The 24660-nt window shown below is 53.8% G+C and carries 23 protein-coding genes; 13 read left to right on the top strand and 10 right to left on the bottom strand.

What is annotated here, in order from left to right:
• Window positions 1–2 precede the first annotated feature (2 nt).
• The 7 genes from CRO05_RS08650 to CRO05_RS08685 all read left to right on the top strand — a co-directional run bounded on the left by CRO05_RS08650 (window position 3) and on the right by CRO05_RS08685 (window position 9651).
• On the top strand, window positions 3–1757 hold the full coding sequence (locus tag CRO05_RS08650; protein ID WP_097067885.1) for an IucA/IucC family siderophore biosynthesis protein: 1755 nt from the start codon (window positions 3–5) through the stop codon (window positions 1755–1757).
• A complete protein-coding gene (locus tag CRO05_RS08655) occupies window positions 1738–3522 on the top strand; it encodes an IucA/IucC family siderophore biosynthesis protein (RefSeq protein WP_097066846.1) in 1785 nt (594 codons plus the stop codon). Before CRO05_RS08650 ends, CRO05_RS08655 begins: the two co-directional genes overlap by 20 nt.
• A complete protein-coding gene (locus tag CRO05_RS08660) occupies window positions 3513–4274 on the top strand; it encodes an HpcH/HpaI aldolase/citrate lyase family protein (protein WP_097066847.1) in 762 nt (253 codons plus the stop codon). Before CRO05_RS08655 ends, CRO05_RS08660 begins: the two co-directional genes overlap by 10 nt.
• Window positions 4271–5467 (top strand): type III PLP-dependent enzyme, encoded by a 1197-nt coding sequence (locus tag CRO05_RS08665; RefSeq protein ID WP_097066848.1) that lies wholly within the window; start codon window positions 4271–4273, stop codon window positions 5465–5467. Before CRO05_RS08660 ends, CRO05_RS08665 begins: the two co-directional genes overlap by 4 nt.
• Window positions 5468–5481: 14 nt before the next feature.
• Window positions 5482–5982 carry a ParB N-terminal domain-containing protein gene (locus CRO05_RS08670; RefSeq protein WP_255405932.1) on the top strand — a complete coding sequence of 167 codons (501 nt, stop codon included), beginning with the start codon at window positions 5482–5484 and terminating at the stop codon, window positions 5980–5982.
• 347 nt (window positions 5983–6329) lie between these two features.
• Window positions 6330–8426 (top strand): TonB-dependent siderophore receptor, encoded by a 2097-nt coding sequence (locus CRO05_RS08680; protein WP_097066851.1) that lies wholly within the window; start codon window positions 6330–6332, stop codon window positions 8424–8426.
• 82 nt (window positions 8427–8508) lie between these two features.
• A complete protein-coding gene (locus CRO05_RS08685; protein WP_097066852.1) occupies window positions 8509–9651 on the top strand; it encodes a PepSY domain-containing protein in 1143 nt (380 codons plus the stop codon).
• A 105-nt stretch (window positions 9652–9756) separates the two neighbouring features.
• On the opposite strand, the gene CRO05_RS08690 is transcribed toward CRO05_RS08685, so the two are convergent.
• The 6 genes from CRO05_RS08690 to CRO05_RS08715 all read right to left on the bottom strand — a co-directional run bounded on the left by CRO05_RS08690 (window position 9757) and on the right by CRO05_RS08715 (window position 16598).
• On the bottom strand, window positions 9757–10365 hold the full coding sequence (locus CRO05_RS08690) for a PEP-CTERM sorting domain-containing protein (RefSeq protein WP_097066853.1): 609 nt from the start codon (window positions 10363–10365) through the stop codon (window positions 9757–9759).
• Window positions 10366–10995: 630 nt separating this feature from the next.
• A complete protein-coding gene (locus CRO05_RS15825) occupies window positions 10996–11811 on the bottom strand; it encodes a PEP-CTERM sorting domain-containing protein (protein WP_097066854.1) in 816 nt (271 codons plus the stop codon).
• Window positions 11812–12168: 357 nt separating this feature from the next.
• Window positions 12169–12369: a YbdD/YjiX family protein gene (locus tag CRO05_RS08700; protein WP_097067886.1), complete on the bottom strand. Its 201-nt coding sequence runs from the start codon at window positions 12367–12369 to the stop codon at window positions 12169–12171.
• 13 nt (window positions 12370–12382) lie between these two features.
• Window positions 12383–14458 carry a carbon starvation CstA family protein gene (locus CRO05_RS08705; protein WP_097066855.1) on the bottom strand — a complete coding sequence of 692 codons (2076 nt, stop codon included), beginning with the start codon at window positions 14456–14458 and terminating at the stop codon, window positions 12383–12385.
• 441 nt (window positions 14459–14899) lie between these two features.
• Window positions 14900–15469 carry a DNA-3-methyladenine glycosylase gene (locus CRO05_RS08710; RefSeq protein ID WP_235001357.1) on the bottom strand — a complete coding sequence of 190 codons (570 nt, stop codon included), beginning with the start codon at window positions 15467–15469 and terminating at the stop codon, window positions 14900–14902.
• Window positions 15470–15632: 163 nt separating this feature from the next.
• Complete coding sequence (locus CRO05_RS08715) at window positions 15633–16598, bottom strand: tetratricopeptide repeat protein (protein WP_097066856.1); 966 nt, start codon at window positions 16596–16598, stop codon at window positions 15633–15635.
• 312 nt (window positions 16599–16910) lie between these two features.
• Here CRO05_RS08715 and CRO05_RS08720 point away from each other — a divergent pair, with 312 nt between their 5' ends.
• Window positions 16911–17846: a DMT family transporter gene (locus CRO05_RS08720; protein WP_235001358.1), complete on the top strand. Its 936-nt coding sequence runs from the start codon at window positions 16911–16913 to the stop codon at window positions 17844–17846.
• 180 nt (window positions 17847–18026) lie between these two features.
• Here the strand turns inward: CRO05_RS08720 and CRO05_RS15695 are convergent, their stop codons facing one another.
• From CRO05_RS15695 to CRO05_RS08735, 3 genes are all read right to left on the bottom strand, one after another.
• Window positions 18027–18698, bottom strand: coding sequence for a Kazal-type serine protease inhibitor family protein (locus tag CRO05_RS15695; protein WP_200814340.1), 672 nt, complete (start codon window positions 18696–18698; stop codon window positions 18027–18029).
• Window positions 18699–18823: 125 nt separating this feature from the next.
• Window positions 18824–19195: a hypothetical protein gene (locus CRO05_RS08730; RefSeq protein ID WP_235001359.1), complete on the bottom strand. Its 372-nt coding sequence runs from the start codon at window positions 19193–19195 to the stop codon at window positions 18824–18826.
• Window positions 19196–19602: 407 nt separating this feature from the next.
• Entirely contained in the window at window positions 19603–19938 is a 336-nt protein-coding gene (locus CRO05_RS08735; protein ID WP_097066858.1) for a hypothetical protein, read from the bottom strand.
• Window positions 19939–20056: 118 nt separating this feature from the next.
• Here CRO05_RS08735 and CRO05_RS08740 point away from each other — a divergent pair, with 118 nt between their 5' ends.
• Entirely contained in the window at window positions 20057–20449 is a 393-nt protein-coding gene (locus tag CRO05_RS08740; RefSeq protein WP_255405933.1) for a porin, read from the top strand.
• Between the two features lie 69 nt (window positions 20450–20518).
• Here the strand turns inward: CRO05_RS08740 and efp are convergent, their stop codons facing one another.
• Complete coding sequence (efp, locus tag CRO05_RS08745) at window positions 20519–21088, bottom strand: elongation factor P (protein WP_235001360.1); 570 nt, start codon at window positions 21086–21088, stop codon at window positions 20519–20521.
• Between the two features lie 55 nt (window positions 21089–21143).
• On the opposite strand from efp, the gene CRO05_RS08750 reads away from it, so the two are divergent.
• The 4 genes from CRO05_RS08750 (at window position 21144) to pgsA (ending at window position 24644) form a co-directional block, all read left to right on the top strand.
• On the top strand, window positions 21144–21830 hold the full coding sequence (locus CRO05_RS08750; protein ID WP_097067890.1) for a uracil-DNA glycosylase: 687 nt from the start codon (window positions 21144–21146) through the stop codon (window positions 21828–21830).
• A gap of 3 nt (window positions 21831–21833) precedes the next feature.
• Window positions 21834–22022, top strand: coding sequence for a 4-oxalocrotonate tautomerase family protein (locus CRO05_RS08755; protein ID WP_090877516.1), 189 nt, complete (start codon window positions 21834–21836; stop codon window positions 22020–22022).
• Between the two features lie 8 nt (window positions 22023–22030).
• A complete protein-coding gene (uvrC, locus tag CRO05_RS08760) occupies window positions 22031–23848 on the top strand; it encodes an excinuclease ABC subunit UvrC (protein ID WP_097067891.1) in 1818 nt (605 codons plus the stop codon).
• Between the two features lie 223 nt (window positions 23849–24071).
• Window positions 24072–24644 carry a CDP-diacylglycerol--glycerol-3-phosphate 3-phosphatidyltransferase gene (gene pgsA, locus CRO05_RS08765; RefSeq protein WP_090877518.1) on the top strand — a complete coding sequence of 191 codons (573 nt, stop codon included), beginning with the start codon at window positions 24072–24074 and terminating at the stop codon, window positions 24642–24644.
• Window positions 24645–24660: the final 16 nt, after the last annotated feature.

Consider the following 24660-nt stretch of genomic DNA (forward strand, 5'->3'; position numbering starts at 1 on the left):
CGATGCCCTCCAATTTGCTGGAAATGGCGCCGATAGAGCGACGCCTGGTGGAGCAGTACCTTAATACCTATTGCCGGGAAACCGGTTGTTTCGACCCGCGTCTCGCAACGGACGAGGCGGGACCAATTGAACTTCGTTCACATATTAAAGCCTGGCGAGGCGCCGGACTGATCCCGTATCTTGTGCTGTTTACACGGACGGGCTACCAGTTAGCCGGCGCATTTTCCTATTTCTCGCCAATAGGTTATCACCGGCTGGCACCATTTGCATGGATGGGGCGGCAGGGTGATTGGCAACCCTTGACGGATAACGCCACGCCACTTGTTGATCTGATCGCCGATACGCTCGCCGCAATCAGCAACCAGCCCACGGAAGTGGCAGAGCTCAGCCGTCACCGCCTGCGATCATTGATGCGCAACAGCGTAACCAAAGTTCGCCGCTTCCACCAGAGTAAGCCCACAGGGGGACGCTCGCCTTTCGTCACTGCAGAGCAAGGATTGCGCTTTGGACATGTTTTTCATGTTACCTCCAAGGCCGCAGAAGGTTTTAGCGAAGAAGACATGCAACGCTACGCCCCTGAGCTCGGCGCTTCGTTTCGCCTGCATTACTTTGCGGTGGCGGCCAGCATGCTGGAGACCCGTGCTATAAACGACGAGCATCCCTCAATTGATCCGGAGATAGCGTCGTTTGCCGAGGATCTGCTTGCCGATGGCGATTACCGGTTATTGCCCTGTCATCCATGGCAGGCGAATTATCTGCTGGGTCTGCCAGAAATCAGCGCAATGATAAAAAGCCGCATGTTAATTTCGCTCGGGCCACTGGGCGAAGTGGCATGGCCTACTTCGTCGGTGCGTACAGTTTGGTTACCCCGGCAGAATTTATTCCTCAAGCTATCGCTCAATATTCGTATCACCAATTTCATACGCAACAATCCGTCCGACCAGGTCAGGCGGGCGCTGGATGCCAGTCTGGCGCTATCTTTACTACCGCGGCATGTGTCTGAACAAACGGCATTCTGTATTCTGCCGGAACTGGCCAGTCAAACACTTAAGTTTACGGATGAAGCGCTACGCGCTGCCTGTGCGGTGATTTACCGGCTGGCGATGCCGGCAACCGAGGCCGAGCAAGTGCAGCCCGTCGTAACGGTGCTGGAAGAGCCGGTCGAAGGGGAAATTCCACTACTAGCCCTATTGAGACTGTCCGCTGAAGGCCAACCGCTCTGCGAGGAACTGATTCGAGAGTGGTGGAAAAGCTATCTTGGCGTCACGCTGCTACCGTTGCTGCGTCTGTTTCTCGAATACGGTATCAGCCTGGAAGCACATCTGCAAAATACACTGATAGCCTTCCGCAATGGCTGGCCCGTGCGCGGTTACGCACGAGACATGGAGGGAGTCAGTATCAGCCGCACGCGCTTCCCCTTTCTCGATTGCCTCCCGGACGATAGTCCGGCGCTCTATGACGATGGACAGGCCTGGCATCGCTTCCAGTATTACGTTCTGGTCAATCATATCGGCCATGCCATTGCGTGCCTGGCTCGTACTGGATTGACCACCGAAGCAACATTATGGCGTGACACGGCAAGGATGCTGGATGCGGCAACCGATGACCCGCTGGTGCGGAATCTGTTCGTCCAATCCACGTTGCCGGCCAAAGCGAACATGCTCAGCAGCTTTTATCAACACGGCGAATCTCCGTTATGGGTCGAGATACCCAATCCGATGATCCTACAACAAGCCCATGCATCCGCTCGATTATAAAAACCTGATAAATAGTTTGGCATATCGCGAGGCTAGCCGACGCGTGCTGCGGCAGCTCCTGGAGGCGCTGTTATTCGAGGGCGCCGTGCCGCACTGCACCTGGGATGAAGAAACATTGACTTTGCCCGGACTTCGCGCCGACGACATACCAGTCAGTTATCAATGCCAGGCACGGCAGACCATGAGCTTTGGCCGCGTGCGTATCACGGCGCCGCTACTGCGAATTGACAATGGGGCAGCTCACGAAGCCAGCGATCCCGCGCTATTCCTGTCGGAAATCGCTCCATGGCTGGTCTCCGACGAGGCCCGGCTCGGTCAGTTTGCATTCGAACTCCTGGCAACCCAAATCAAGCATGCGCAAACATTAAACGCGCATAGCGGCAAGCTGTTGCGCGAGGCCGACTATGACGTGGTGGAAGCAAGGTTGACCGATGGCCACCTCTATCATCCCGCCTATAAGTCAAGGATGGGCTTTACGCTGAGAGACAACGACGCCTATTCGCCGGAGATAGCGTCTTCCGTGACGCCGTTATTGCTGGCCGTAAGACGCGATCGTTGCCGCTGGGCGGTGAGCAACGGGCTGAATCTGGAGGAAAGTAGGGGATCCGTGTTGCTGGGGAAACCCGGCTGGCAGGATTTCCGTGACGAATTAGCCCGTCTCGCATTGCAGCCCGACGACTATCTGCCGCTGCCGGTTCATCCCTGGCAATGGGATGAAGTCGTTCTGCCGGGTTACCATCAAGCTCTGGCACGGGGTGAGCTCCTGGCAATCGGCCCGTTAGCCGATCAATACCTGCCACAGCAATCGATCCGTACCCTGGGGAATCTGACCGACGTGAATCGCCTGTCGCTCAAGCTCTCGATGAATCTCATCAACACTTCCACCTCGCGAGTGCTGGCGCCACACACTGTCCAGAACGCACCCGTCATCAGCGACTGGCTGCATGGATTGGCGGAACGCACAGACTGGCCATTACCCATGGTTCGCCCCGTGCTGCTCCGCGAAGTGGCTGGGGTGAGCTTCACACCGCTGGCTCCGGCCAGCGGTCAATATGGAGCATTGTCGTGTATCTGGCGCGAAAGCGTGCATGCTTATTTGCGCCCGGGGGAAAGGGCGGTGCCGATGACCGCCGTAACGCATATCGATATCGACGGAAGGCCCTTCATCGATCCATGGGTGCGACGCCATGGTCCAGAACAATGGCTGAGGCGATTGGTGGAGCGGGCATATCTGCCGGTGCTGCATCTGCTTTGGGAACATGGGACCGCATTGGAATCACATGCGCAGAACATGATTCTACTGCTGGAAGACGGCTTGCCGGCACGGGTAGCGCTCAAGGATTTCCACGACGGAGTACGCTTCAGCAAAGCGCTGTTATCCGGCCCGGCGCCTATACTCACGGCGCCCCCGTCGGAGCATTTGCAGATCAACCCCAACTCTTTCCTGGAAACCGAAAGTGCCGACGAACTACGGGATTTCACGTTCGATGCGCTTTTCTTTGTCAGCCTGGCGGAATTGTCATGGCTGTTCCTGCGCAACTATGACATGGAAGAAAAGCGGTTCTGGCAGGTCACTGGCGAAGTACTGCACGCGCATCAAAGTCGCAACCCAAAAGGTGCAGCACGTTATTCGCTATTCGATTGCTTCGCTGACGAGGTGGGTATCGAGCTGCTTGCCAGCCGACGTTTCCAACCGGAAACGAGGCTGCGCACGCGGCATGCGCCTAATCCACTGGCCCGGATCGAGGAACCGCTGTGTATCTGAAATATCGTTTGGAGAAGAACGATACGGCTTACGGCCTGTTTTGCTCCATTCCCGCCGCGCTGAGTGTAGAGCTGATTGCTGCAGCCGGATATGATTTTGTCCTCATTGATCTGGAGCATACGCTGATCGGCGCCGAACAGCTGGGGGCAATGTTGTTAGCGGCGCGGGCAAGCGGCGTAGCGCCACTTGTGCGCGTGGCAGCCGACTATCAAGCGCTGCAGGCACTTGACGCTGGCGCGGAAGGCATTGTATTTCCGCGTATTCGCTCGGTGCAGGCCGCACAGGATGCGGTGCGTCTCTGTCGTTTTGCGCCGCTTGGCGAGCGTGGCCTGAACACCACCTGGCATAGCGGTTATGGACGTGACGACCTCGGGGCCTCCATGGATGCGATAAGAGAACGCACACTGGTAGTGATAATGATCGAAGACCAGGCAGGACTGGACAATGTCGAGGAAATCGCGGCGGTGCAGGGGGTGGACGTGCTGTTGGAGGGCGCGGCGGATCTCTCGCAAGCGTTCGGCCTGCCCTGGCAAACACGCCATTCGAAGGTGCGTGCGGCAGTATCCCGTATTCGTGCCGCCGCACAGCGCCATAACAAAATATTCTGCGCGCTGCCGCGAGCACCCGAGGATTTTACGTACTGGTATCGGGACGAAGTTCGGATGTTCATTCTGGGGGATGACCGGGGCATTACACGCCGTGCAATGGCGGCTCATCTCGGCCAGTATCAAATTAAGGTCAACGGGCAATGAATTTGCAACGGCTGCGCAATTACCTGGAGGGCCGAACCGAATCCCGCACGCAGCCGGTGTGCGCCTACTTATACGATCTGGCGCATCTGCGAGAGCGTGCTGACCGGCTACGACAAAGCCTGCCTTCGCGGTGCAAACTTTTTTACGCAATTAAAGCGAACAGTGACGAGCCGATACTGAAAGCGCTGCTCAACCATATCGATGGGTTCGAAGTAGCGTCTTTGGGCGAAATCCGGCATGTGCGGGCGATTGATGACTCCGCTACTATCGTTTTCGGCGGCCCCGGCAAAAGTGATGCCGAACTGGAAGGTGCTCTTGACGAACGAATCATGCTGATTCATGTGGAAAGCGAGCATCAGTTGCGGCGCCTCGACTGGATTGCGAGATGCCGCAACCAGGTGGCGGACATTCTGCTGCGTGTCAACCCCGCAAGCGTGCCACAGCAGGCAACGTTGCGTATGGGTGGGCAAGCCACACAATTTGGCATCGAAGAAACGCAGATTCCCGCCATGTTCGAATTTATCCGTACACTGCCGGGCATCCGCCTCAAAGGTCTACACATTCACGCGATTTCCAACAACCTGGATGCGCAAACCCATCTTGCTCTGATGGAGCATTACTTTAACCTGGCAGAAGCCTGGCAACGCGGCTATGGGCTGGAGTTTGACTGGCTCAATGTCGGCGGCGGCATTGGCGTAAATTATGCCAACCCGAACGCGGCATTTGATTGGGATAGTTTTTGCAAGGGGCTATCGATGCTCATCGCACGGCGTCGCCCCGGCTTCCAGATTGTTTTCGAGTGTGGACGCTTTCTTGCCGCAGATTGTGGTTACTACGTGGCGGAGGTTACTGATGTGAAGACTACCTACGGCAAACATTTCGCTATACTGCGCGGCGGGTCGCACCACTTCCGGTTGCCGGTTTCATGGCAGCACAACCATCCCTTCGTGGTACTGGCGCGCGATAGCTGGTGTTACCCATTTTCACGCCCAGGGGTACATGATGCGCAGGTCACGCTGTGCGGCGAACTGTGCACCCCCAAGGATATCCTGGCGCGTGATGTTACGGTCGAACGTCTGCGGGCGGGTGATCGTGTCGTCTTCCTGTTGGCCGGTGCGTATGGCTGGCACATCTCGCATCACGATTTTTTGAGCCATCCTCATCCTGAACGCGTGTTTCTGGACAATTGTTAAAAAAGGAACTGATGATGCTCTGCTCGTTTCCTGTTCACTTTGTACGCGCTAAGCAGATTAGGCCGAATGAGTGCCATTATCCCCAGCATGCGATTACTTTGGCTGAAACTATTTTACGAGAACAGCTGTGGCGTGTCCCGATTGCGGTGGAACGCACAAGCCTGGCTGTGATGGATGGTCACCACCGTTTACAGGCGGCTCTCCAGCTCGGGCTGAAGTATGTTCCCTGCCTGCTGCTCGACTACGGTTACGTGAGGGTAGACGCGTCCAGGCAAGGTTATCTTGTGGATCCCCATGAGATTGTGCGCCGTGCCAGAGCGGGAGACCTGTACCCGCCAAAAACAACCCGGCATCTGTTTCCCTCTCCATTACCAATTTGCAATATCTCTGTACCGTTGCTGCAGGATAAAATGATGTTATCCTCCCCGGTATTTTGGTGCCGTCCGGGTCGGGATGCAGCCAAGATACCGGAAGCGGCCGGTGAACCGGATGCACCCCGGGGTATGGATGTATAACATGGGGCTTTTCGACCGCTATCCGGTATGCTGCCGCCTTTCACCACGCACCGGCAATTTCATGCTGCCGGCTACTATCGATACTTCATAATATATTTTTTTCCAGGTAATACTGTTTCAGTAATCGATTGCAGGATCACTTTATGAGCAAACAGACTAAAAAAAGAAAAATAACTATGAGACACATAATCATTTCGCCATCATCCGATGTTCTTGATCCCATCCAATACCGCCGCTGCCCGAAGGTTACGGTATCGGGACCTATCGTCATGAGTAACCAGTTGAACGCCATCTTCTTCCTGAGGCCCCGCAGCTGGGTACGGCCGTATTGTTCATGGAGAAGTATCATGAAGCTGAATTTATCATCGGCAGTCGTGGCGCTTTCGCTGGCGTCCTGGATTCAGCAAGCAAGCGCCCAGACCTCGGGCCAGCCTGAGCCCGGTAAGAAGCTTCCCGCTGTGACTGTGACCGGAGAGCGCACAGGGAGCTATAAGTCCGATACCGTTCAGGTCGGGACGTTCCGGGATATGGCGCCGCTCGACGTGCCACAGACCAGTAATGTGGTTACACGAGAGGTACTCGATGCACAAGCGACAACCAGCCTGTTTGGGGCTCTGCGTAACACAGCCGGTGTGACGCGGGCGCAGTTGAACGGTTCGACGTACGACAATCTCTCGATCCGCGGCATTCTCGTGGAGAATCGCAGCAATTACCGGCTCAACGGATCGCTGCCGGTCATCAACCTCATCGATATTCCGATGGAGAACAAGGAGCGTGTCGAAGTGCTAAAGGGCACTTCGTCGCTGTACTATGGTTTTGTACCGCCGTCGGGCATCGTCAATATGGTGACCAAGCGCGCGGGCAAGGACCCTGTTTCCAATGTCTCGTTAATGGCCAATATCTATGGCGGCGCCAACACTCATATCGATCTGGGGCGGCGCTTTGGAGACACGCAGCAATTTGGAGCACGCATCAATCTTGTCGCCGGGCGCGAAGATATCGGCATCGACAATTTTTCTGGCCACCGTGCGCTGATGTCGGGTGCCTTTGATTGGCGCGTCACCGACAGGCTTTCCATCAAGTTTGATGTGGAACATTACCGCAAGGAAGTTTCCGAACAAGCGGCAATCAAAGCCCCCGCGGCGGTGAATGGTGTGATAACGCTGCCGCCTGTTCCAAATGCCCGTCGCAACCTTGCGGGAGAGTGGCAGAAATATGATGCCGAAGCGACCAATCTGCTGCTTCGTGCTGATTATGCGCTGAGCGACAACTGGGCGCTCCTGTTTGAAGCCGGCAAGGCGCGTACCATGCGCGACCGTAATTTTTCCCAGTTCCAGAATTACAACCTTGCTACAGGACAAGGAGACCTACAAATATTCTTTAACCGAGGCCAGGTCTGGGATAACGAAAATCTCCGCGCGGAAGTTTTCGGACGTCTGCCCGGCCAGTACATTACCCATGAAATATCCCTGGGCTTTACCGGTAGCGAGCGCAGCCAGGATCCTCGCACTTCGTCCAATGTCACTGTTGCGCAGAACCTCTTTCATCCCAATCAGATCGCGCGGCAATCTCCCACCATGCCCTTCAGTTCGAACTTCTCGAAAATAACGGACCTGGGCGTGTATCTGTCCGACCGCATTTTGATTGCGGATAGACTGCAAGTGATGTTGGGAGTGCGTGGCAGCTTCTATGAGAGTGTTGGGACCAATACCCACTTTAAGGCGACCAACATCAACCCGTCGCTGTCACTGCTGTACAAGATCATCCCCAACGTTTCGCTATATGGAAGTTACATCGAGGGGGTTGAGGAAAGCGGGCAGGCACCCGCCAACCGCGCCAACGCCGGCGAGATTCTGGCGCCCGCAGTATCAATCCAAAAGGAGGCTGGGGTAAAAGCAATCCTTGCGCAAGGTATATTGCTCCAGGTCGCTTATTTCGACATCAAGCGCGCCTCGACTACCATAGACGCGGCCAATCGCTTCGTTCTGAATGGAATGGCACAATATAGCGGATTTGAACTGTCGCTCGCCGGAGAAGTGACGAAACAATTGTCCCTTATCGGATCAGCTCTGTTCATGGAGGCCAAGCAGTTAAACAGAGACAATCCTGCGACCTTTGGCCGGATACCGGATAACACGCCCGAGCGTACGGCCAGCCTTTTCGCCGAATACCGTTTGCAGAGCGTTCCCGGACTGGCGCTCGGAGGGGGCGTGCACTACGTGGGGAGACGGCCCGTCAATACGGAAAACCAGGCGTTCGTGGATGACTACGCGATATTGTCCCTTAATGCGCGCTATGCGACTCGCATAGCTGGGAAGCGTACCACGATCCAGGCAGTGGTGGACAACGCAACCAACAGCAATTACTGGAGTACCGCGGGTAATGGTTTGCTTGGCGTAGGTGCTCCTATCATGGCCAAAACGGTAGCTCGGGTCGAGTTTTGATTGACCCTATTCCGAGGGGTGAAGACCGAGTTCCGGAGAACTCGGGCCTTCTCGGTTAGCAGGTCTATTCAAGGTCTTAATCATGAGAACACGTAAAGTTGTCTTCAATCTTCACCTTTATATTGGGCTTGCTGCCGGGTTGTTTCTAGTTCTGAGCGGACTAACCGGGAGCATGATTGTTTTTCGGGAAGAGATCGAAGAACTCATGCATCCGGAATTGATGAAAACAGCGGTACGCGATGAACGTGTTCCTGTCCAGGAGGTGCTGAACGCGGTCAAGCGGGCGTATCCGGAAGACAAGCCAGTTTTTATGCGGATGCCTCGCGCGCCGCAGGAAACTTATTTGTTCAAGATGAATAGCGCCCATGATTTGTTCGTGTATGCGAATCCTTACAGTGGGGAAGTGCTCGGTGCGCATAGACAGGAAGATACCTTTATTGGGTGGGTCGGCCTCCTGCATACCGAACTTCTGATGGGCGAGGACGGTAAAACTATTCTTGGTGTGAGCGCTTTGCTATTAATCTGCATGAGTATCACGGGGTTCTTCCTGTGGTGGCCACCCAATGGAATTAAAAAGATTTCCCGAGGCTTCAAAATCGATTGGCCCGCCCCATGGAAAAAGGTGATCTTTGATTTGCACCGCGCATCGGGCATCTATACATCCCTTTTCCTTCTGATTATTGCCTTCACCGGCGTTTCTCTGGTGTTCAACAAAACCGTAGTCGACCTTATCAATTTTGTGACAGTCAGTCAGCCAAGACCTGCACCACCCCTTTCCGATCCATCCGGAGCAATGGGAGCAGCAATTTCATTGGATTCGTTGCTGGATCGAGCAGACCGCATCCTGCCCGCGCCCACCACATGGATTACTTTTCCGCAAACGCCGCAGGCACCTCTGGTGGTGCGAAAAAAATTGTCCGAAGAATCGCACCCTAACGGGAAGAGTTTCATCTATTTCGATCAATACACCGGTGAAGTATTGCGTGTCGAAAATGTCTTGAACGCTCCCTCAGGAACCCGCATTTATAATATTCTTTACCCTATACACGTTGGGGTAATAGGTGGACTGCCTACGCGAATACTGCAAGTAATTATTGGCTTTTCACCTCTTGTCCTATTTGTTACCGGCTATCTCATGTGGAGAAATCGAAGGAAGGTAAAAGTACATAAGAATCCTGCCAAAAACTGGGCTACGAATTTGGCGGGATTGCGACGCGATAAATAATAGAATTGAGGCAGGCGCAGCACTTGTAGTATTACCGAGAGAGAAAGCGGTTTGCCAAGAACCCGCCCTGAACAGGGCGGGGTGGGTGTATACGATGATTACGTATTAACCGTTCTGCTTACTGTTCCTGCGTCTTGCCATAAAACCCATCATACCGAGTCCCGCAAGCAGCATGGCGTACGTTTCCGGTTCGGGAATTGTCGGAACCTGCGTGAGAGTGAAGGTGGTGGTGTTCCCCGCGCCTGGATCGAACGGACTCAGCATGAATGATGCATTGGCAATCCCGTCATCCCCTAGATTTCCGGTAAAGTTGAGGTTGCGCGGACCGCTGGACTGATCAAGCGTGAAACCTGAAAGTGTCGAGCTGGCGTGCTCGGTAAACACGACCCCTTGGCCTTGCTCTGGTTCTTGAATACTATAGTGAAAGTCGATCCAGGACTGGCCAGTATTGTTGGTGACCGCCTCTGTCACGGTATAGGGATTGCCTGGACCGTCGGTGTGGGCGACAGTAAAAGTCAGGACGATTGGATTAACACTTTCAAAGCTTTTGGTAAGATCCAGTACGTTGGGATCGGTAGTGTTACTGAGAATGTTAAACGTTCCCATACCTTCCCCACTCGCCGTTATGTCGGTAATAACGCCTGCGGCGGATGCGGTGGAAATAGAACCTCCAAAAGCTAAAGCGGCTATAACTAACTTAGACAAATTATTCATTTCTTTTTCTCCTAATGATAAGTTATTGCATTGGAAAATAAAAATTGTCATTTTTCCGCGTGCCGTTTGTTCTCCTGTTCCACAAGAATCCTTCCCGAGTTGGAGGTCCGAGAATACCCGGCTTATCTTGACAAGCATTTAGCGTGCCGGAGGCGCTTAAGGCTTGAATAACCGTTTATACAACAGGTTAATTAAAAAGATAGTTCTTCAAATGTCGTCGCAGTGCGACTAATCATTCCTCTTGTTGAGCTATAACTACTTGATTTATAGAGAAACAACCTTGTCTCCAAATGGCGACAAGGTTGAACTTACGGGTATCAGAAAGTAAAACGAGCGCCGGACTAAAGACCTACAGCAAATGAAATTAAAACCGTGTCTTGTTTATTGCAAATGCAAACGGTGAAATAACGCGCCGTCGAGAAAATAGTCAATATCGATTATGTTGCCTCGGCGCACAACAACAATATCCTGCCGGGACCTCGTATCTTTCGCCTGACAGTCGTCTCAAACTTTTAGATTCTCCTTTAGAGGATAGAGGTGAGCTGGCGGACGTGCCCATGGTCTTGAGAAGGAGGCCATGGGCAATCGTTGCAACGGGTAATCACTATTTATCAGATCTCGGAAAAAGATTCAGGCGTCTCTCTTTATGCTGCGGCGACGCACGACTAAACCCATCAGACCCAAGCCGGCAAGCAGCATGGCGTAAGATTCCGGCTCGGGTATCATGCCAACGCCCCGGGCACTTGCGTGGATATCGAAATTAAGTGATCCACTGCCAGGACCGGCCGCAAAAATGCCGAAAACCAGGTTGCCCGATTGAGATTGAGGGGATTCTCCATAATACGAGCTCAGGTCAAACGAGGCGTTGGAATAAGAGTTAAAACTTCCGTTGTTTTCATAGCCATAAAAATTTGCGGAAGCGTTGATCGAGGCAGAGGTGGAGTCCCAGTAATCGAAGGTATCTCCCCCTGTTAAACTTAGAGTGTAGGGTACTGTTACAGTAAGCACACCGGGACCATCAAAAGAAAAATATTCACCCCGGCTCCCTGAAGATGAAGCGCTTGAATTATCCCAGTATGAATATTCATTATCATCACCCATGGTTTGTGCATTTGCTGAAAAGCTCAGCGGTGAAGCCGATGCATTAGCGTAAGTGGTCGTAGTTGCCTCCGCGTTCGCAGCTATGGTTGATGTCCAGTCATAGATCAACTTCGAGTTGTGCTCGCTCCCTTCATTAGGGACATATGCGGATGAGCTCAGACTGGTGTACTCGTCTGAAAACGTTACATTGGGGACTGTTCCATCCGCCCCTGTAACGGAGATTTGAAGTTGGCTCCAATCGATGGAAACCGTAGCCGTGCCGTCGGCCGCAATCGAAGATTGGCTCAGTCCAGCTCCGATTGAGCATGCCATCACCAGAAGTGCGTGTTTAGTTACCTTGTTCATATACACCTCCTAAAAAACGAAAGATAAATTGAAAATGAAATCGTGATTCTTCCATTCAGCGAAATAGCTGAATCTAGAATATAAGAGGTGTCCTTTCCATTCTCGGTACATCAGCGAACGGACAAAAAGATAAAGACGCACCCGTGAGGCGCGTCTTTTGCGCTTTTAACAATCCTCTGGTATCGAAGGGTTTGATAGCTGGAGGAAAAACAAGGAGGGTATGATCCGGGTTCCGGTCACCATCTAGGCAGATAGGACAGGCGGAAGAGGTGGAGCGTAGGGCAGCGAGGCGACGAACGAACCTGCCCCCTATGGCGTGGGGATTTCTCTTATCGCGTAGTTAGTGTTCCGGACTTGCTAGCAGCACCGGCTGATCTTCCCATTTCCACCATATCGCGCCTCCTGTCGTTCCCTGAAGAATTCCCGGTAGGACATGACTGGCTGATCCGGGTGCATAGTTTTCATGTGATCAACATAAGTGCTGTATTCAGGCACTCCGACCATCAACCGCATGCTCTGCCCGAGATAGCGCACCGCCCTGGTAATTTTAATCAACACGATTCTCCCGTATTCATCGCGTTCCGGACGCCGCATCGAGCGGCAACAACTCGAATGGCGCCTCCCTTGCGCTGGGCGTGCCCATGGCGCGGGCGCGCAGCACCGCCCGGATGCCGAATACCAGCATGCTGATCAGCACCAGCATGAAGAGGCCAGCGAGCGAAGCATTCACATAGTCGTTGAAAATCACCTGCTGCATCTGCCCGATTGATTTGGCCGGCGCCAGAAGCGTTTCCTCGGCGACCGCCTCCTGGTATTTGTTGGCGTGCGCCAGAAAACCGATTCGTGGATTGGCATCGAATATCTTTTGCCAGGCGGCGGTGAGCGTACAGACGAGCACCCACACGGCCGGCACGATCGTCACCCAGGCAAAACGGTCGCGCTTCATCTTGAACAGCACCGCCGTACACAGAATCAGCGCAATACCGGCCAGCATCTGATTGGAGATGCCAAACAACGGCCACAGGGTATTGATGCCCCCCAGCGGATCGATCACCCCCTGATACAGGAAGTAGCCCCAGCCCGCCACACAGATAGCGGTGGCGATAAGGCTGGCAACCCACGAATCGGTGCGCTTCATCGACGGGATGAAAGTGCCCAGCAGGTCCTGCAGCATGAAGCGTCCGGCGCGCGTACCCGCATCCACCGCCGTGAGAATGAACAGTGCCTCGAACAGAATCGCGAAGTGATACCAGAAAGCCATCATACCCTGACCGCCGATCACATCCGAGAGGATCTGCGCCATGCCTACCGCGAGCGTAGGTGCGCCGCCGACACGGGAAATGATGGTCTGCTCCCCCACATCGCGCGCGGTCTGCGTGATCATCTCGGGGGTGACATAAAAGCCCCATTGGGATATGGCCTGCGTGGCCGATTCCGCCGTGCTGCCAATGATCGCGACTGGGCTGTTCATGGCGAAGTACACCCCCGGCTCGATGGTGGACGCGGCAACCAGCGCCATGATCGCGACAAACGATTCCATCAGCATGGCGCCGTAGCCGATGAAACGCGCATCGCGCTCATTGCGGATCATTTTAGGGGTAGTGCCGGACGAGATGAGTGAGTGGAAACCGGATACCGCACCGCAAGCGATGGTAATGAACAGGAAGGGGAACAGACTGCCCGACCAGACCGGGCCTGAGCCATCCAAGAACTGGGTGAAGGCCGGCATTTTGAGTTGCGGTGAAACGAAGATGACGCCGATGGCCAGGCCGACAATGGTGCCGATCTTGAGGAAAGTGGATAAATAGTCGCGCGGCGCCAGCAAGAGCCAGACCGGCAGTACGGAGGCGATGAAGCCGTAGCCGATCAGCAGCCAGGTCAGCTGCTCGCCACTCAGGGTGAACAGAGCGGCGAGCGCGGGGATTTCCTGCACATACTGCCCGCCGACGATGGCCAGCATCAACAGCACAAAGCCGATCAGGGACACTTCACCAATCGAGCCCGGCCGCAGATAGCGCGCATACACGCCCATGAACAAGGCAATGGGAATGGTGGCAGCGACGGTGAAGGTCCCCCAGGGGGATTCGGCCAGCGCCTTGACCACGATCAGCGCCAGCACCGCGAGCAGGATGAGCATGATGAAGAAAGTGCCGAACAGGGCGATCATGCCGGGTATCTGCCCCAGTTCGGACTTGATCAGGTCACCCAGGGAGCGGCCGTCGCGCCGCGTGGAAATGAACAGGACGATGAAATCCTGCACGGCGCCGGCAAAGACGACGCCCGCCAGCAGCCACAGCATGCCGGGCATATAGCCCATCTGTGCGGCTAGGATCGGCCCGACCAGGGGGCCTGCGCCGGCGATGGCGGCAAAGTGATGCCCGAACAGCACGTATTTGTTGGTTGGCACGTAGTCCAGTCCGTCGTTGTGCTTGTAGGCCGGGGTCATGCGGGTCGGGTCCAGCCGCAGCACGCGGCTGGCAATGAACTGGCTGTAAAACCGATAGGCGATGGTGTAGATGCAGACCGTGGCGATGACGATCCAGATAGCGCCAATGGATTCGCCGTGACCCAGGGCAATGACGGCGAAGGCGAAGGCGCCAAGAATGGCGAATGTAAGCCAGCCGAGCTTGGTAATCAGGAGACTCATTTATCCTTTCAGGTTTGATCAGGCTCTTGCCTTCTCTGCGGAATAGTGTCGAGAACGGGCCGCCCCCAATACGTTTATCCGTTTGACGTTGAAAAAAACCCCATTTCAGGTGGGTCAGTAATTCGCCAATTTAACAGTTTCAAGCGATGCCTTTTCTCATCAGTGAGGGTTACGCAGACCGCCCCATAGGCAAGGCGAGAATTATAAATAAAATGATGCCTGAATTTAACCGTGACGAAAATTTAATAAGACCTGTTCAGAATGTTTTGGGGAAATACAATCCGCTTGGAGTGATATAGAAAGTGAGTTGAGGCAAAAACGTTTTTACCGCCACCTCGGCTGGAGGTCTGAACGAGTCATCGTTGCACCTCATGCGGGAGTTACTCAAAGGTCATTTGAATTCTTTTGCTTCCTGATGATTGCCTTGCAGCGAAATAAGGCTCAACGGAACGGGCGGCTCAGAAAAGGGGACCCGGCTAACCCGAAACGCCAGGGGGCATCTTTTGCCTTGGATATCCCGATTCGCGGACCCGTCACGACATCAACCTGTTCCGCGGGTGGTATGAGTTGAAACGGCGGCGTATCGATTGGTATACCGCTGTGTTCATCCGTGATACCGAGGGCCTGACAGACTCGTCCGGGTCCGGAACAAAGGAGGCGTGCATTGCTCATTCCGCGTCGGATACGCATGATGTCCAGCCCTGCAAGCGGTTCGATAGCACGAATTAATACCCCTGCGCCATGCCCGTCCGGACGGCAAACGAAATTGAGGCACCAATGGATTCCATAAGAACGGTAGATATAAGCGCGGCAGGGCGGCCCGAACATCACCTTGTTACGCCGATTTGGGCCCGAGAAGCTATGGGAAGCAGGATCCTCGCGGTCATACGCTTCTGTCTCTACGATCCGGCCCCCAACCCCATCGACCAGTAAGGTGGCCCCTATGAGGGAACGGGCCACGTCAACCGACGAGGCTGTAAAATCTATCGTGGGCGGGGCTGCAGTCATCATGGCAGCAATTCTATACTGAAGAGCCCGTTGCTGGAACGTCTGGCGAACGATTGGAAAGTGTTTCGGAAAGCAATCTGACATTGCAGTATTAAATCGGCCTCTACCAGAAGTTTTAATGATATCAGCTGACGCGTTAGTATTGAATATGGGTCGAACGTGAGATCTATCGATTTTTTGACGATATTGCTGATGCGCGTTTCTCAAGAGGCTCTGCTTTTTCTGGTTGATGTGTATCCCGATATAGCGTTGCAAGGCTCTTGAGAGTTATAGCCAGGCTCGGGTGATTCGGGCCGAGACTTTTTTCATTTATCCTCAGCGCGCGTTTGTAGAGCCGCTCGGCTTGGGCATGCTGCGTTTGGCCGGAGCAAAGCGCCCCCAGGTTGTGAAGGGTGGTGGCAACATCAGGATGATCGGCGCCGAGCTCCTTTTGTGAAATCCTTAGCGCACGCCGGAGAAGTGGCTCGGCTTGGACGTACTGCTGCCGAGCGAGATGGAGTAATGCAAGGTTATTTAAACTTGTTGCAATATCGGGATGATCAGGGCCAAGGGCTTTCTCGCCAATTGCCAATGCCCGTGCGAGAAGGGGGCCCGCCTCTTCAAGTTGCCCTTGTGCGCGATGCATCTCCGCCAGATTATTGAGGGAAGTTGCCACAATGGGATGATCAGGACCAAATGCCTTTTCCGAAATCTCCAGCGCACGCTTGAGTAATTGTTCAGCCTGCGCATATCGCGCCTGATCCCGGTAGAGTGCCGCCAGATTGTGGAGACATGTGGCGATATCGGGATGGCCCGGCCCCAGCACTTTCTCGCAGATTCCCATCGCGCGCATAAAGAGCGGTGCGGCCAGCCCGAGGCGCCCCTGTGTGCGGTGTATCTCCGCCAAATTATTCAGGCTTGCGGCTAAATCGAGGTCATATGTGTCATGTCTCTGTTTCCAGAACAATAGCGCCTGTTCCAGAAGTGTTTCGGCTTCAGCATATTTCCCTTCGGCATAATACAGTACTGCCAAATTATTGCGTGCGATGGCGACGTCGAGATGGTCCGGCCCAAGGGCCTGCTCCGAGGCCTGCAGAGCATTCTCCGCTGCTATGGTAGAGCGCACGTCGTTCTCTCGCTTGTCCGGCTTCACTCTATCTCCACACAATTGTTACTATCCCGGCATGAACTGTTTGCTCTATTGACTATTTAACTAGGGTTTGGAAAGCATGGATAGCTGTAATATCTTACAGGGGGGATTTATATCCTGACTATATCGCCAAGGCGGAGTTCCGGGGAATCTGTAGGTCATATTGAACCTAAATCCGGTAGTTGACTGCTCATTTTTGGGTTTTGCAATGATCCACAAAGACTTTTCGCATAACTTGACCTCCACCTCTTTGGTGAGCTCCGCTACGGGGCGGATCGCACACTCCACCCCGTCCAACTACCGGATTTAGGCTGAATGTTGATTAACGAGATCCCGAACAGGAAGAGAAAGGGAAAAATATCCGCGCCGATGCTGATGATTGCAGCGACGTTGCTCTTCGCGACCATGGGTATGTGTGTCAAGTTTGCCTCGTCGGAGTACAGTACCGGCGAAATCGTGTTCTACCGTGGCATCATAGGTGCGGCAATGATGCTGCTGCTGGCGCGTACGCGCGGCGTGGCGCTCCGCACTGATCTGCCATCGATGCATTTCTGGAGAAGCCTGATTGGCGTCAGTGCGCTTGGCCTATGGTTTTACGCCATAGGAGAGTTGCCGCTTTCAACTGCTGTGACGCTGAATTACATTTCCCCCATCTGGATGGCGGTGCTGCTCATCTGCAGTTCAGCCTTGCTCGGCAGGCGCGGCGTGGATGCCCGGTTGGCATGCACGGTACTCGTCGGTTTCGCTGGAGTGGTTTGCATGCTTCAACCCACTCTGAAGCATGATCAGCTATGGGCCGCTCTGATGGGCCTGTTGTCGGGTCTGCTTACCGCCTTGGCTTACCTGCAGGTGGCGGCACTTGGCCGAGTCGGTGAGCCGGAGGTCCGGATAGTATTTTATTTCTCGATTGCCAGCATCTCCGCTGGCGCCCTGGCAACATCACTTTTTAGCGAATGGCATGCCCATACCGCGCGAGGTCTGGGAATGCTTCTCGCCGTGGGTTTATTGGCAACCCTCGCACAGTTGCTGATGACACGTGCCTACGCAATTGGTCGCATACTCGTCAATGGGAGTCTTCAGTACCTGAGTATCGCCTGGTCCTATTTTTACGGAGTGCTGGTGTTTTATGACTCCGTCACAGAGTTGGCCCTACTCGGCATGGGCTTGATTGTGATAGCAGGCATCGCCGCAACGAGATTGCGCCAGTCTCTCGCACCGGCCAACCACATCAATACGGCGCCGGGGCCATGAATGGGAGAACCAACAGGAGCAGACATTACCGGCGCATCGGAAATATCGGAATACTAAACTATGAACCCGCTATCCGAACCGCCGTTGAGGCGCGTTCTCCTCTGGGGACACTGAGTGTTAGTGTAAGCCGGCGTAGACCTGCCCAGTAAACCGGTTTCTGGTATTAATTCACTTCCGGGTTTATTGCGCTTTTTGCCGCTTACCGCCATCATCAGCCAGTTCTTCGGGCAACCTGCATCTCGCATGGTAATCAATGGAGATGCTTGCTCGTGCTGCCTCGCATGCGTTATCGTAGGTTTTGCCATCGCAACCACAAACAGGTCTGAGTTCCTTGGTACAGATGCCGGGTATGGCCTTGCAGGTTCCTTGCGCCTCTTCGACTTTGCATTGACCTGCATCGACTTCACAGTATTGCGCGCTTGGGCATTCCGTTCCAAGAACGCCGCCGCAGTCCAATGGTTTGACTGGCTCTATTTCCTCACAGCGTTCCGTAAGCTCCACTTTGAGAAAAGTCCCGGCTCTCGGACGAATAGAACGCAGTTGATCGACAAAGTCGTAAAATTTGTTCGGTGTCGAATTAACGCCTGCTTCCGCGCAGGCTGACAAGCCGAACCTGGTTGAGGCAGATTCACCCACTCTGGGATTATAGACGTCGAATATGTCGACTATATCAGAGGCAATGGCGTTTCCAACAGTTTCGCGAACCAGTTGCAAGGCTGCGTTATCCATGCTGCCATTAGTGCTGCCCAGCCTAATATTAACAGCACGGCTTGCAATACCGTTTTCCGCAAACGAAGATACGTTTAGAGCGAGACTTGATCCGATCAGAAAAACATAAATTAATGGCTTCATTTTTCTTGATCATATAGGGAGGGCGCGGAAAACGGATACAAGCGGGCTGCGAGCATTTTTATTGCAGGATTGCCGTGGCAATTCGGGATATCCCTCCGAATCGCCGCGGCAACTTATCCATCAGGTCAATTGGGTCCGATAGGCCCGCCTTGCTCGTACATCGGGTCCTTAAGCGGCTTTCCTTCTTTATCCACGGGAAAGTCCGGTACATGGGGATCTTTGCTAGGTGATGCCGGGTCTTGAGCCCGCTCCAGCCGTTTCTGCTGATCTATATATCCGGTATCCACTGGGTCTTCGAGGATGTCATATGGGAAGGGACCCTCGTCAGGTTTTTTTTGGCCGGCAGAGCCGTTTTGGCCGGCGGTTCCGCTTTGCCCCGCAGAACTACCCTGACCGGAAGTGTTATCACCATACTGGGCATAGGCCACACCCGCCACGCTAAAGATCGCAGTGCTGGCCAAGGCTAGTATCGACGCCAGCGGCTGTTTAATTGACATAGAAAGTAATTTCATGGCTGTTCCTTCTTATTGATCCAGCGATATTGCTGTGTTGGAAAGATTACGTTTCGCTTCACGGCCTTTCCGTGCGGTAACACACGAAGATTACTCGTCAGCGGTGAACGCCTCAATTCATGTTAATTGAAAGCGAATGGAAACAGAGCGCTTTGCGCCGCCGGACTTTAAAGGCTGATTTACCGCAATTCGGGCGAGCTTGCGTTCCGCGTTCTGCTTTCCGGGGTTCCCGTCAAATGTTGCGGGTCACGCGAGGGGTTGCTCATCCGTGGGGGCGCTCAGCCCCTGCTTCTAGCATCCCGCTTCGGGATTGCGTTGCCCACATCCTTGTCTTTCTCGGTATCATGCCGCTAACCAGTTCCACCCCTGCCCGGAACTTATTAAAAATCCCTTTAATATCTACCTTTGAGCTTGGGACCGGTGCCGTCGTTACCCGTCCAGTCGTACATGCCGCTATCGAGATCGCGGCTGTATCCCTGATAAGGGTCGCCATACCCTTCACCGCTTGACCCATCGGTTCGGTCATCGCGTCTACGTTGGTCGGTTCCGCTGGTGCCATAATCGGAACCCCCTGATGTGCCTGGATATTGCGTGGAATCACCGGGTTTCTGCATGCCATCGTCCTTATCCGAATCATAACCCTGGGCATGTACCGCGCCTGCCGCGCTGAATACCAATGCGCTAGCCAATGCCAACGATTTTGCGGTTAAAATTGAAGAGAATTTCATGACCGCTCCTTTTTTTGTTGACCCAGCAACATTGCTGTGGCAACGATGATAGGGAGCGTTTCTCCATGGTTCAGTACGCTATCGCACGAATGCGATATCATGCGGCCGGCGGGGGTCCATCTGGCGAAAATCGTCAAACCACGTTTGCGGCGGAGGTTACGCACAAGTCAGCTGGTTTGTTACGGGCGAGAGGGCTATTTACCGAAAGGACCGTGGCGCCTTTGGTAAACCAAAGCCAATCAGCAAGTGGGGCGCGCTGGAGCTGGCCGCACGTTACGATGTAGCGGAGAATATGGACCAGAGCCTGGATGCGGGCCCATGCCGGACGGGTACATCCAAATGTGAGGTTCAGATCATCACGCTGGGTGCCAACTGGTATGTCCGGAAAGGCTTGCGCTTCATGCTCAACTATTATTTGACCGAGGCTGCAATAGGCAATGCAGGTCCCGGCATGCGGAATCGCAAGGATAATCCGTCCGTAATTTCCTTCCGAACCCAGTTGAGTTTTTAAACCGTGGCGAGAAGCGTCCCGATTTTGCCAGTTCCTGGCGCAAAACGGCAGGATTGATACGTTGTTGCGCTACATACGTTCGATATATTCGCCGCTGTCGGTATTGATCTTGATCTTTTCACCTTGCAGAACGAAGGGCGGCACCATGACGACAAGCCCTGTCTCCATCTTGGCCGGTTTGTAGGAACTGGTGGCGGTGGCACCTTTGAGGTTGGGTTCGGTGTCAGTGATGGTCAGCACTACGCTGGCGGGTAGCTGCACGCCGATTGCACGATCATTATGGAAATTGACCTGTACATCGGTGTTCGGCAACAAGTATTCATACTGACCCTCAAGGAATTCCTGCGACAGGCTCAGTTGCTCATAGTTTTCCTTATCCATGAAGATATAATTGTCACCCTCCTGGTAGAGAAAAGTCATATCCCGCGGCTCGACGAAAGCGCGTTCCACTTTATCTTCGGTACGGATGCGCTGGTTGGTTTTGGTGCCTGCTTCGATATCCTTCATCTCTACCTGCATGAATGCCCCGCCTCGGCCGCCTACATGGACGTGGTAACATTTCAGCACGCGCCAAATACGCTTGTCCCATTCGATAAGGTTGCCGACGCGGATTTCGGTTGCAAGAACTTTGGCCATCATTTTTCCCATGGATCAAGAAGCGCGCATCTTACTACAAAAAGCTATCGATAATCCCATGCAATCAAGGTTCTCGGCGGATTGCCGCCAATGCCCGCGCCTGGCCGGGTTTCTGGATGAGGTGAAAACCCGCTATCCTGATTATTACGCCCGTCCCGTACCGTCTTTTGGTGATCCGGCGCCCAAGCTCCTCATTATCGGCCTGGCGCCGGGCATGCATGGCGCAAACCGCACCGGCAGACCTTTTACCGGCGATTTTGCGGGTATTTTACTATACCGGACACTCCATAAATTTGGTTTTGCCAGCCATGAAGGCTCTGCTTCCCCCGAAGACAATTTACAGCTCATGCAATGCCGCATTACCAACGCGGTCAAATGCCTGCCGCCGGAAAACAAGCCGGAGCCCAGTGAGATCCGGCAATGTAACGGATATCTCTCGGCGGAGATTGCTGACTTTATAAATGGAGGAGGTAGCGCATTACTCGCTCTCGGCGCTATCGCTCATCAGGCGGCGCTTATGGCACTCGAGCTCAAGCACAGGGATTATCGTTTTGGCCATGGCGCTGTTCATGCCTTGCCCGCCGGTTTGACATCTGGCTTGAAACTCACCGGTTTGACGTTATATGACAGCTACCATTGCAGCCGTTACAATACTCAAACTAGACGCCTGACCACGGACATGTTCGAGCAGGTATTTGCCAAAATTTGTACTGATTTGGCTTTTCATCAGAAAACTGGAGATTAACCCATGCCCTACGTCAATATCCGCATTGCGGGTTCGCTCAGCCGCGAGCAGAAGAAGCAGATTGCCCAGGAAATTACCGATACGCTGGAGCGTGTCGCAAACAAGCCGAAGTCCTATACCTATATCGCTTTTGATGAGCTGCCCCACGAAAGCTGGGCCATAGGAGGGACTCTGCTGGGCAAGGAGGACTGAGCGCCTTGCTGGCAGAATCTGCTTTCGACGCCAAAGCATTCTGCTCCAGCCTGCCTTCCCAGCCAGGCGTTTATCGCATGATGAACTCGGCGGGCCAGGTGATCTATGTCGGCAAGGCGATTGATCTCAGAAAGCGGGTTTCTTCTTATTTCCAGAAAAACGGTCTGGGCCCTCGAACCAAGTTAATGGTATCGCAAATCGCCGGCGTCGAAACCACGGTTACCCGCTCTGAAGCAGAGGCGCTGTTACTCGAAAACAACTTAATAAAGACTTTAACTCCTCGCTATAACATACTGTTTAGAGATGACAAGTCTTACCCGTATGTTCTGCTGAGCGGCCATCGCTTTCCCCGCCTTGGGTTTTATCGCGGCCCACTGGACAAGAAGCATCATTACTTCGGTCCTTTTCCCAATGCGGGGATGGTAAGAGAGAGCATACAACTGCTGCAAAAGGTGTTTCGAATTCGTACGTGCGAAGACAGCGTATTCAGCAATCGTACCCGGCCTTGCCTGCTTTATCAGATCAAGCGTTGCAGCGGCCCGTGTGTCGATCTGATCACGGCGGAAGCCTACCGGGAAGATGTGAGAGATGCTCAGCTTTTTTTGCAGGGCAAGCAAACCGAGGTGCTGGAAAGCATTGGCAGAAAAATGCGGGTGGCTGCGAATTCTCAGGAGTATGAGCAAGCGGCATTGTTTCGCGACCAGATTCAGTCACTACGTAAAATCCGCGAAAAACAGTTCGTGGATAGCGGCAAGGCCCTGGACGCCGACGTAGTTGCCTGCGTTACCGAGAATAACGGTGGCGGAAGAGTCTGCGTCAACCTTGCCATGGTCAGGGGAGGGCGTCATTTGGGGGACAAGAGTTTTTTTCCGCAAAACGCGGAAGGCTATGATCCACCCCAGGTGATGGAGGCTTTTCTGACCCAGCATTATCTCAATCGCAGCGCGCCGAATCTCATCATCGTCGGGGAAAAAATCAAGCGGGACACACTTCAGGCTTTGCTCGCCGAACAATCGGGCCATAAGGTTGTTATCAATGCCAATCCCATTGGGGATCGCCGCATGTGGCTGGATATGGCGACCGAGAATGCGCGGCTTGCACTGGAACAGATGCTGAGCCGACAGGCCAGCCAGGAGGAACGGCTGCAGGCTTTGCAGCAAGCTCTGGAAATGACGGGACTTGGCCGGATCGAGTGTTTTGACATCAGTCATACGCTAGGTGAAGCTACCATCGCATCCTGCGTGGTTTATGACAACTTCGCCATGCGTAACAGTGAATACCGCCGCTACAATATTACCGGCATTACACCCGGCGATGATTATGCTGCAATGCGTGACGTCCTTTCGCGGCGCTACTACAAAGTTGCCGAGGGCGAGGGAAGCCTTCCCGATCTGATTCTGATTGATGGTGGCAGGGGGCAGGTAAATGCTGCTCATGAAGTGTTGGTCGAGCTCGGATTGAATGACGCGAATCTGTTAGGCGTTGCCAAAGGTGAGGAGCGCAAGCCCGGCCTGGAACAATTGATTTTCCCGGGGGTGGAAAAGCCGTTACAATTGTCGAGGGACCATCCAGGGCTGCATCTGATTCAGCAGATTCGAGATGAAGCCCATCGATTCGCCATTTATGGCCATCGTGCCAAACTTGGAAAATCGCGCACCAGTTCAAGTCTGGAGCAAATTGGGGGTATCGGCGCGAAGCGCCGTCAAAGCCTCCTGGCGAGGTTTGGGGGACTGAAAGGCGTACAGACTGCCAGTATTGAAGAATTGCAGCAGGCTGATGGGATTAGCCGTGCGCTGGCGGAGAAAATTTACAGGGAATTACACTGATTGGATGCACTTGTTGCACTTTCAGAAATGAAGTCTCGGGCAGGCTTTATCGCGGCTCAGGTACGAACGAGAACGCTGGAGCCATGTGGCGGGGCGGAGATGAAAGGGAATATTGTTTAAGTACGAGGAAGTACCCGGAAAAGGCAGGAGAGGCAGGGCAAACCGGCGATCCGAAGCGGAGGCTCGCACTTATTTGACTATCTTTGGTGGCATATTCTGATTTATGCCTTTTAACCTGCCCAACGTGCTTACCTGGATGCGCATACTTGCGATCCCGCTCTTTGTAGGTATTTTCTATTTTCCACCCACCTGGTTGTCTCAATCCGAGCAGAACCTGATCGCTACGGTTATCTTTACCGTTGCCGCCATCACCGATTGGCTGGATGGTTATCTTGCGAGAGCACTTCATCAGACCTCGGCTTTCGGCGCGTTTCTTGATCCTGTCGCCGACAAGCTGATGGTGGCCGCGGCGTTGATCGTGCTGGTCTACTTGAGCCGACTTGACGCATTGATTGCCTTCATTATCATAGGTCGTGAAATCACCATTTCAGCCTTACGTGAATGGATGGCGCAAATCGGCAAAGGAAAAAATCTGGCAGTTTCCTTTCTGGGGAAACTGAAAACTACCTCGCAAATGGCTGCCATTCCGCTGCTGCTGTATCACGAGAAAATAGGTGAAAACTTCAATGCGCAGGAAGTGGGAACGTGGCTGATTTATCTGGCAGCAATACTGACCCTATGGTCGATGGCATACTACCTTAAAGTCGCAATCCCGCAAGGGGTGAAGCACGGCTGAAAACGGTTTTAAATCT

Source organism: Nitrosovibrio sp. Nv4, from assembly GCF_900215485.1.
GTDB lineage: Bacteria > Pseudomonadota > Gammaproteobacteria > Burkholderiales > Nitrosomonadaceae > Nitrosospira.

Coding starts and splice junctions, on each gene's coding strand:
- CRO05_RS08650 (WP_097067885.1), top strand. CDS start 3: ATGCCCTCCAATTTGCTGGAAATGGCGCCGATAGAGCGACGCCTGGTG.
- CRO05_RS08655 (WP_097066846.1), top strand. CDS start 1,738: ATGCATCCGCTCGATTATAAAAACCTGATAAATAGTTTGGCATATCGC.
- CRO05_RS08665 (WP_097066848.1), top strand. CDS start 4,271: ATGAATTTGCAACGGCTGCGCAATTACCTGGAGGGCCGAACCGAATCC.
- CRO05_RS08670 (WP_255405932.1), top strand. CDS start 5,482: ATGCTCTGCTCGTTTCCTGTTCACTTTGTACGCGCTAAGCAGATTAGG.
- CRO05_RS08680 (WP_097066851.1), top strand. CDS start 6,330: ATGAAGCTGAATTTATCATCGGCAGTCGTGGCGCTTTCGCTGGCGTCC.
- CRO05_RS08685 (WP_097066852.1), top strand. CDS start 8,509: ATGAGAACACGTAAAGTTGTCTTCAATCTTCACCTTTATATTGGGCTT.
- CRO05_RS08690 (WP_097066853.1), bottom strand. CDS start 10,365: ATGAATAATTTGTCTAAGTTAGTTATAGCCGCTTTAGCTTTTGGAGGT.
- CRO05_RS15825 (WP_097066854.1), bottom strand. CDS start 11,811: ATGAACAAGGTAACTAAACACGCACTTCTGGTGATGGCATGCTCAATC.
- CRO05_RS08705 (WP_097066855.1), bottom strand. CDS start 14,458: ATGAGTCTCCTGATTACCAAGCTCGGCTGGCTTACATTCGCCATTCTT.
- CRO05_RS08710 (WP_235001357.1), bottom strand. CDS start 15,469: ATGATGACTGCAGCCCCGCCCACGATAGATTTTACAGCCTCGTCGGTT.
- CRO05_RS08720 (WP_235001358.1), top strand. CDS start 16,911: ATGTTGATTAACGAGATCCCGAACAGGAAGAGAAAGGGAAAAATATCC.
- CRO05_RS15695 (WP_200814340.1), bottom strand. CDS start 18,698: ATGAAGCCATTAATTTATGTTTTTCTGATCGGATCAAGTCTCGCTCTA.
- CRO05_RS08730 (WP_235001359.1), bottom strand. CDS start 19,195: ATGTCAATTAAACAGCCGCTGGCGTCGATACTAGCCTTGGCCAGCACT.
- CRO05_RS08735 (WP_097066858.1), bottom strand. CDS start 19,938: ATGAAATTCTCTTCAATTTTAACCGCAAAATCGTTGGCATTGGCTAGC.
- efp (WP_235001360.1), bottom strand. CDS start 21,088: ATGATGGCCAAAGTTCTTGCAACCGAAATCCGCGTCGGCAACCTTATC.
- CRO05_RS08750 (WP_097067890.1), top strand. CDS start 21,144: ATGCAATCAAGGTTCTCGGCGGATTGCCGCCAATGCCCGCGCCTGGCC.
- CRO05_RS08755 (WP_090877516.1), top strand. CDS start 21,834: ATGCCCTACGTCAATATCCGCATTGCGGGTTCGCTCAGCCGCGAGCAG.
- pgsA (WP_090877518.1), top strand. CDS start 24,072: ATGCCTTTTAACCTGCCCAACGTGCTTACCTGGATGCGCATACTTGCG.